9 protein-coding genes are annotated in these 7828 nt (G+C 70.9%); 5 read left to right on the forward strand and 4 right to left on the reverse strand.

Annotated features, from left to right (window positions below):
- Positions 1-402, reverse strand: a 402-nt coding sequence (locus AB1578_20155) for a hypothetical protein (GenBank protein MEW6490207.1), incomplete at its 3' end; no start/stop codon positions are given.
- A gap of 641 nt (positions 403-1043) precedes the next feature.
- Between AB1578_20155 and AB1578_20160 the strand changes: the two genes are divergently transcribed.
- The 3 genes from AB1578_20160 to AB1578_20170 are packed head-to-tail and all read left to right on the forward strand — an operon-like array spanning position 1044 to position 4418.
- The gene (locus AB1578_20160; protein MEW6490208.1) at positions 1044-2606 is read left to right on the forward strand and encodes a benzoate-CoA ligase family protein; all 1563 of its coding nucleotides are present in this window, start codon (positions 1044-1046) and stop codon (positions 2604-2606) included.
- A gap of 31 nt (positions 2607-2637) precedes the next feature.
- Positions 2638-2934 (forward strand): DUF997 domain-containing protein, encoded by a 297-nt coding sequence (locus tag AB1578_20165; protein ID MEW6490209.1) that lies wholly within the window; start codon positions 2638-2640, stop codon positions 2932-2934.
- Positions 2931-4418: a sodium:solute symporter family protein gene (locus AB1578_20170; protein ID MEW6490210.1), complete on the forward strand. Its 1488-nt coding sequence runs from the start codon at positions 2931-2933 to the stop codon at positions 4416-4418. Before AB1578_20165 ends, AB1578_20170 begins: the two co-directional genes overlap by 4 nt.
- 266 nt (positions 4419-4684) lie before the next feature.
- Here the strand turns inward: AB1578_20170 and AB1578_20175 are convergent, their stop codons facing one another.
- From AB1578_20175 to AB1578_20185, 3 genes are read right to left on the reverse strand one after another with little or no spacing between them, the layout of a single operon-like run.
- Positions 4685-5542, reverse strand: coding sequence for a ChaN family lipoprotein (locus AB1578_20175; GenBank protein MEW6490211.1), 858 nt, complete (start codon positions 5540-5542; stop codon positions 4685-4687).
- A gap of 39 nt (positions 5543-5581) precedes the next feature.
- Positions 5582-5749, reverse strand: coding sequence for a hypothetical protein (locus AB1578_20180; GenBank protein MEW6490212.1), 168 nt, complete (start codon positions 5747-5749; stop codon positions 5582-5584).
- Positions 5746-6771 carry a HAMP domain-containing sensor histidine kinase gene (locus AB1578_20185; protein ID MEW6490213.1) on the reverse strand — a complete coding sequence of 342 codons (1026 nt, stop codon included), beginning with the start codon at positions 6769-6771 and terminating at the stop codon, positions 5746-5748. The genes AB1578_20180 and AB1578_20185 overlap by 4 nt, the downstream gene beginning before the upstream one ends.
- 166 nt (positions 6772-6937) lie before the next feature.
- On the opposite strand from AB1578_20185, the gene surE reads away from it, so the two are divergent.
- Both surE and AB1578_20195 read left to right on the forward strand, forming a co-directional pair.
- Positions 6938-7684, forward strand: a complete 747-nt coding sequence (gene surE, locus AB1578_20190; protein MEW6490214.1) for a 5'/3'-nucleotidase SurE — start codon at positions 6938-6940, stop codon at positions 7682-7684.
- A gap of 20 nt (positions 7685-7704) precedes the next feature.
- A partial coding sequence (locus AB1578_20195) for an NAD(P)-binding protein (protein ID MEW6490215.1) occupies positions 7705-7828 on the forward strand: 124 nt, incomplete at its 3' end.

The raw sequence follows: 7828 nt of genomic DNA on the forward strand, positions 1-7828 counted from the left end.
CAGGAGCAGGGCGCCGCAGACCGCCACCAGGGAAGCGACCGGCGGCCGCCGCGGATAGGAGAGCCATCCCCACCCCAGCAGGAGCCCGGCGTACCCCAGCCCCAGGGCGGTTCCCGGTCCCGGCCCCAGGATGCCGGCGTCGGCCAGGGTGCGCAGCACCAGCGCGACCACCAGGACGAAGCACACCAGGGCGGTGCGGGAGAGCACCGTGCTGGCGCGCCCCCAGGGCGCGTCGGCCCCCGGTGCTGCGGCCTGTGCCCCCGATGAATCGTCGGGGGCTGCCGCCGGGCGCGATGTGGCGGGGGGCGCGGCGACGGCCTCCAGCTTCGCCACCCGGTCGGCGAGCCGCCGCACCTCCTGGGCGAGGGCCTCGAGGCGCTCCTCGGTGTCGAAAGGGGACAACGCGGCCTCCGCCAGGAAGGGGTGCCCAGCCGGTCGAGGGTTCCGCCAGGGGGCACGCGTCCACGGTACGGGGTTGCCGGACTCTCCGGCCCCGCGGGGCTCGCCGAAGGATACCAGCGCACACAACTTGGAGAAACCCCGTAGCCCGCCCGAAACGCGCCGCTGCCGCTGAGCCGCCCCGGAAGTCCTCGAGGGCGGGAAAACTGGGGCCCTGCGTCAGGTTCTCGGGCGGGCCGCGCGGACGGCACGGGGCAACTGGATGCACCGTCCAAATCGAAATGGGCGTAACCGGTCGAGCGCGGAGCCGGTCCGGTTCCTCTGTAGGAGCCAGCTCCTGCTGGCGATGTCGGCCGAAGGCCGACCCTTCTCCCTGCCGCTGGCGCGGCAAGTCGCCTGCGGGAGCAGGCTCCTACATTTCGATCTCGATCTTCAGCGATAGGTGATTCACCGATCCCCCCTCCGCCCTCCACCGGGTCAACAACCGGGGGGCCGCCGATTGTGGCGACCTCCCCCCCGGCCTACCATCCTCCTCAACGGCAAATGGTGTTCTGAAACGTCGAAACGCGGGCCTCCGGACCTTGGGGGTCGAAGCGCCCGCCGGGCCGGCAAACAGCACGCCGTCTCCACGCGAGGAGGACACGATGGACACGCCCCAGCAGCTCCCCGAACGATTCAACGCGGCCGACTACTTCGTGGACCGCAACGTGCGCGAAGGGCGGCGCGACAAGGTAGCCGTCGCGTGCGAGGGCCGGTCCATGACCTACGGCGACGTCCAGGCGGGGGTCAACCGCTTCGGCAACGCCCTTCGTTCCCTCGGGGTGCGCATGGAGGAGCGGGTGGCGCTCCTCCTGCTCGACTCCGAGGTCTACCCCCAGGCGTTCTTCGGGGCCATCAAGATCGGGGCGGTTCCCGTGTGCCTGAACACGCTCCTGCGCCCCAAGGACTACGAGTACATGCTCAACGACAGCCGGGCTCGGGTGCTGGTGGTGGACGCCGCGCTCCTGCCCGCCCTGGCGTCCATCCGGGACCGCTTGGAGTTCGTGGAGTCCGTGGTGGTGGCCCGCGGCCCGGTGGAAGGCAAAGACCTCCCCCTCGGCTCCCTGCTCGCGGCCCAGTCCTCCGAACTCGCGCCCGCGCCCACCTGCCGGGACGACGTGTGCTTCTGGCTCTACAGCTCCGGCTCCACCGGAGCGCCCAAGGGGACGGTGCACCTCCAGGGCGACATGGTGTGCTGCGCCGAGACCTACGGCAGCCAGGTTCTGGGCATCCGGGAAGACGACGTGTGCTTCTCGGCCGCGAAGCTCTTCTTCGCCTACGGCCTGGGCAACGGCCTGTACTTCCCCTTCAGCGTCGGCGCCACGGCGGTGTACCTGCCAGACCGGCCCTCCCCGGACGCGGTGTACCGCACCATTGCCGCGGCGCGGCCCAGCCTGTTCTTCGGCGTGCCGACCCTCTACGGCCAACTCCTGGAGGCCGAGGGCGCGATGGAGGGGGTGCGGCTGTGCGTCTCGGCGGGAGAGGCGCTGCCGGCCGACCTCCTCAAGCGCTGGCAGGACCGCTTCGGCGTCGAGATCATCGACGGCATCGGCTCCACGGAGATGGCCCACATCTTCATCTCGAACCAGCCCGGCAAGGTGCGGGCGGGGAGCACGGGCCGGCTCGTTCCCGGGTACCAGGCCCGCATCGTGGACGAGAGGCTCCGGGACGTGCCCCCGGGCGAGGTCGGCACCCTGCTCGTCCAGGGCGGCAGCGCCGCCGCCTCATACTGGAACAAGCGCGAGAAGACCCGGCAGACCATGCTCGGGCAGTGGCTGAACACCGGCGACAAGTTCTTCCAGGACGCCGACGGCTACTTCTTCTATGCCGGGCGCACCGACGACATGCTCAAGGTGGGGGGCATCTGGGTCTCCCCGGTGGAGGTGGAGGCCGCGGTCATCGAGCACCCGGCGGTGCTGGAGTGCGCGGTGGTGGGGCACCGGGACGCCGATACCCTGGTGAAGCCCAAGGCCTTCGTGGTGCTCAAGAAGGGCTTTGCGCCGTCCCCCGCCCTGGCCCGGGAGATCCAGGACCACGTCAAGCGCGGCCTCGCCCACTACAAGTTCCCCCGCTGGGTCGAGTTCGTGGAGGCCCTGCCCAAGACCGCCACCGGAAAGATCCGGCGGTTCGAGCTGCGCACCCTGGACGACCAGGCCGCGGCTGCCTGAGCGCACACCCCACACCGAGAGGAATGGCTACATGGCGCAGAAATCCCGTACCGCAGGCCGGCTCTTCCTGGCCGCCTTCCTGATCCTGACCCCGCTGGTCTGGTCTCCCCTGGGCTACGGGTCCTACGGACCCGCGTCCCGATGGCTGGGTATGCCCTCCTGGGCCGTGGTGGCGCTGGGGGCGAGCGCGCTCCTCTTCGCCCTGGAGTGGTACTTCCTGTTCCGCAGCGGCCAGGCCCTGGAGGACGAAGAAATGTCCGACCTCCTGCGCGACCTCCAGGCCGCCGGCCGCAATTCCCGGCAGCTGAAAGTCGAGGTGGACCGATGATCTCGGTGCTCATCATCGCCGCCATCTGCGTGGCGTCCACGGGGGCGGGGTACGTGGCCTTTCGCCGCGGGTTCACCCGCACGGCCGACGACTACTTCGTGGCCGGTTCGAGCCTGGGCTACTTCGTGCTCATCTTCAGCCTGCTCGCCTCCTTTCTGAGCGCGTTCTCCATGTTCGGGATGTCGAGCCTGGGGTACCGCACGGGCTTCGGCGCGCTCTACGTGCTGGCGGTGAACCTGGTGCCCCTCGGGTACCTCTGGTACTACATGCACAAGAAGACCTTCCTGCTGGGCAAGGTGCGGGGCTGGCAGTCCATGGGGGCCCCCTTCGGGGAGCGCTACGGCACTTCCATGCGGCTGCTCATCCCGCTCGTCACCATCCTCGCGTCGATCCCCTACCTGGTGGCCCAGATGCAGGGCATCGGGCTCATGCTCGAAGCCATGAGCGAGGGCCTGGTGAGCTACCGGTTCGGGCTGCTCTTCGTGCCGGTCTTCATCGCCGTGTACCTGGTGATGGGCGGCATGAAGGGGGCCGCCTGGGCCAACACCATCCAGGGGGTCTTCTTCTGCGCGATGGTCTTCGTGCTCTTCTTCGCGGTGATGGCGAAGAACGGCGGCTTCCTGGCCACCATGGACCAGGTCTTTGCCCGCCACCCCGAGCTCTTCGAGCTGGGGGCCAGGGGGGGCAAGGTGTGGACCTACCCCATGATCTTCGGGTATGCGGCGGCCATGTGCCTGGGGTGCATCTGCTTTCCCCAGCCCTTCATGCACGCCTACTCCAGCCGCACGGCCAACGGCTTCAAGGCCATGGTGCTCTCGTTCGGCGGGCTGTGCGTGCTCCTGATCACCTGCACCACGCTGGTGGGCGTGGCGGCCACCCTTCTGGTGCCGGGCCTTGCGGGGGTGGAGGCCGACAAGGTCTACGGGCTCGCGGCCGCCCAGGTGCTCCCCACCGCGCTGGCGGCCCTGGCCGTGGCGGGGGGGTTCACCGCGGCCATGTCCACGGTCAACGGCCTCGTGTTCGGCAACGCCATGAACATCGCCAACGACGTGTACAAGCTCTGGCGCCCCCAGGCCACCTCGGGGGAGCTCGTGGCGGTGGCCCGGGTCTCGGTGGTGGGACTCCTGGCCGCGTCCACGGTCATCGCCCTGGACCCCAAGACCCCGGTGGCCGAGCTCTCGGTGATCGCCTTCGGGATCATCGCGGTGACCGTGTTCCCCCTGTGGGGGGCATACTTCTGGAAGCGGGCCACCCGGTGGGGCGCCGTGGCGGCAACGGTGGTGGGGGTGGGGACGAATCTGGCGCTCTTCGCGGTGGGGGGCCGGGGCATGGTGCTCAACCCCAACCCGGCCTGGTTCCAGCTCAACGGCTTCTTGGTGTCCTTCGTGGCGGCGGGCGTGGTGTTCTTCGCCGTGAGCCTGCTCACCCGCCCGGGTGTCCGGGAGCAGGAGAGCCTGCCCGTCTTCTTCCACGCGTCGCTGTAGTACCCCAATCCACAAGTTGTAGAGGCCTCAGACCCCCGAACCACAAAGACACGAAGACACAAAGGAGATCACGGGGATATGACGTGCGCATTCTTCGTGTCTTTGTGTCTTAGTGGTTCAAGAACAGCCTCTCGTGCCGCAAGAAACGGCGGGGTGACCCGTTGGGGCGCACAGCTGGGCGCCCGCCCCGAGGGACGGCGGCCAAACCCCCGCGGGCGCACGCCGTGCGCCCGTACGCGCAGCGCTCCTTTGGCGGGTCTTCCCGCCTATTCCAGGGGGAGCCCCACCCAGAGGTAGTCGGCGTCCTCGGCGGTGGCGCTCCAGCGGTCCAGACGCTGGGGGATCTCGGGGACGAGCACCCGGGCGGAGAAGGGGCGGATCCGCGCCACCTGGTCGGGGATGCCCCGTTTCCAGGCGTGGCCGCTCCCGGCGATGACGATGACCGCGTGGTCGGGGTTCTCCTCGAGGAAGCGCGCGAGGTTCACCGCCATGGCGGTGTCCCACAGGAGCTGGGCCTCGCAGAAGTTGCGAAAGGCGCGGCCCTCGTGCCCGCGCATCCCCAGCGCCCTGCGGATGAACTCCTCGTAGGCCTCGTCGATCTCGCACCGCACCTGGGGCAGCTCTCCCGTCTGCTCCCGGGAGAGGCTCTCGAACCCCGCCCGCGCCACCTGGCGAATGGTCTCCTGGGGCACGTTGAGACCCACCAGGCCGATGCCGTGCTCCCGCGCGTAGAGCAGGATGTCGCGGTAGTAGACCCAGGGGAAGTTCCAGTTGTCGTAGTAGACGTGGAGGAACTCCTCCAGGGTGAGGGCCCCCTGTACCCACCGGTCCAGAAGGTGCTGGCTCTCGGCCCGGAACATCTCGAGCCCGATGGCCACGGGCCGGCCGGCCTCGTGGAAGGCGCGGATCACCCGGAGCTGGGCTTCGTGGTGGGACCTCTGGTCGTGGAGCTCTCCCACGAAGACGAGCCGCGCCCCGAAGAGGTCGGGCAGGGCCGCCTCCAGGGTGAGGCGCCGGCCGTCCGCGAGCCGGACCAGGGCGTCGGCCTGCTCCAGCCGCAGCGTGTAGACCGCATGCACCGCGAGCAGCGCGAGCACTAGGGCGACCCAGGCGACCTTCTTCATGGGCTTCACGGCGCGACCACCTCCTCGGATGGGTGCCTCTCAGCGCGCCGAGAGCCACTCGCTCAGCTTGGCGACGCCGTAGGTCAGCAGGTAGAAGAGGGCGGTCCAGAAGGCCACGTGGGCCAGGCGCGAGAGCCCCCTGCGGCGGCCCAGGGGTCCCTGGCCGGTTCCCGGCTGCTCGGCTGCGGGGGGCGGCACGGGGGTCACCCGGCCCGGCTCCGGACGGCCGCCTGGGGGGGCGAACCGAGCCTGGCGTCCGCCTCTTCCGGGCGCACCAGGGGAATCTCGGCCCAGAAGGTGCTCCCTCCCCCGGGCTCGTTTCGCGCCCCCACCCGGCCGGCGTGCAGGGCCACGATTTCGCGGCAGATGTGCAGGCCCAGCCCGAAGCCCTTGCTCCCCGCCGCCTCCCCTGCCTGCCCCTGGGCAAAGCGCTGGAAGAGCTGGGCCAGGAGCGCCTCGTCGAACCCCGGCCCCCGATCGGTCACCTCCCAGCGAACCACCCCCTCCCGGCACCGCACCCGCAGCACGACCTCGCTGCCCCGCGGGGTGAACTTCACCGCGTTCTGGAGGAGGTTGCCCACCGCCTGGGCAAGCCTCTCCGGGTCGCCCACGACCCGGGGGAGCCCTTCCGGGGCCTCCAAACGCAACGCGACTTCCTTTTGCCGCGCCTCTTCCCGGTGCATCTCCACCAGATCGCGGGCCAGCGCCTCCAGGTCCACGGGCCGCGGCTCCAGGGAGAGGCGGCCCTGGTCCAGGCGGCGGGCGGTGCGCAGGTCCTCCACCATGCGGTTCATGGCCCGCACCGCCTGGAGAATGCGCTCCACGTAGCTGTCCTGCTTCTCGCTCAACTCCCCCGTGGCCCGCAGGAGCTGCGAGAAGCCCTGGATCGCCACGAGCGGGGTGCGCAGGTCGTGGGCCACGATGCCGAGCACCTCGTCCTGCTGGCGCTGGAGCTCGGAGAGCCGCCCTTCCAGGGCGGAGGCCGCGTCTCGCACGGCGGCCAGCCGGCTGCGGCAGGCCCGCAGGACCTCGGTCGCCGTGAGTCCCTCCGGGGCCGGAGCGTCTCCGGCCCGGGGCGGCACCTCGTCGGGGGCGCTCCGCTCCAAGAGCTCCCGCAGAAGCGCCTCCACCTCCCGCCAGGCGCCCAGGGCCTCCGGCCCCAGTATCCCTGCCCGAGCCTTCTCTCTCCGGGGCGGGGCTTCGCCGCCGGAGCCGAGCCTGTGTGTCATCGTCCCGCCTCCCACCGGGCCAATCTAGCAGAAACCCATCTTGGGCGGAACGCTTGCCACGGGCGGTGACCTAGGATCGGCACGGCGCCCGTGTTATCCTCGCCCTTCCGCCCGGCGGGGAAGCGGCTCCGGCTCCGGGTCTTCGGGAAGGTACGGGAACGAGTCTTTGCTCATCCTGGTCAGCAACGACGACGGCGTGAACGCCGCGGGCCTCCAGGCGCTGGCGGCGGCCCTCGACACCCTGGGACGCGTGGTGGTGGTGGCCCCGGATCGGGAGCGCAGCGCCGTGGGCCACGCCCTCACCCTGCACCGGCCGCTTCGCATCTCCTCCCTCGGCCCCGACCGGTACAGCGTGGACGGCACCCCCACGGACTGCGTGCACCTGGCCATTCACGGCGTGCTGCGCCGAAAGCCCGACCTCCTGGTGGCGGGGATCAACCACGGGGGAAACCTGGGGGACGACCTCACCTACTCGGGCACCGTGGGGGTGGCCCTGGAGGGGACGCTGTTCGGCGTGCCGAGCCTCGCCGTGTCCCTGGCCGCCCGGGAGGACTTCCACTTCGGCGTGGCCGGCCGGGTCGCCCGGATGCTGGCCGAGGCGGTGGCCGCCCGGGGGCTGCCCCTGGGAACCCTCCTCAACGTGAACGTTCCCAACGTGGAGACCTGGGAGGAGCTGCGGGGCATCCGCATGACCCGGCAGGGCCGACGGGTGTTCGGGAGCGGCGTGGTGGAGAAGGTGGACCCCCGGGGCCGCACCTACTACTGGGTGGGGGCCCAGGAGCTCGGCTACGTGGACGACGATGTGGGCACCGACGTGGAGGCGGTGGGGCACGGGTGCGTCTCGGTGACCCCGGTGCGCACAGACCTCACGGACCACGCGTTTCTCGAGGACCTGCGCCGGTGGCGGCTGTGAGCGCGTGGGACGCCGTGGTGGTGGGGGCCGGGGCTGCGGGCATCTTCGCGGCCCGGGAGCTCGCCCGGGGCGGGGCGCGGGTGCTCCTGGCGGAGATGGGCGAAGGGCTCTCGGCCCGGCGGTGCCCCCGCCGGGAAGCCGGCG

The sequence above is a fragment of the Thermodesulfobacteriota bacterium genome (genome assembly GCA_040756475.1).
In the GTDB taxonomy this organism is placed as follows: domain Bacteria; phylum Desulfobacterota; class Deferrisomatia; order Deferrisomatales; family JACRMM01; genus JBFLZB01.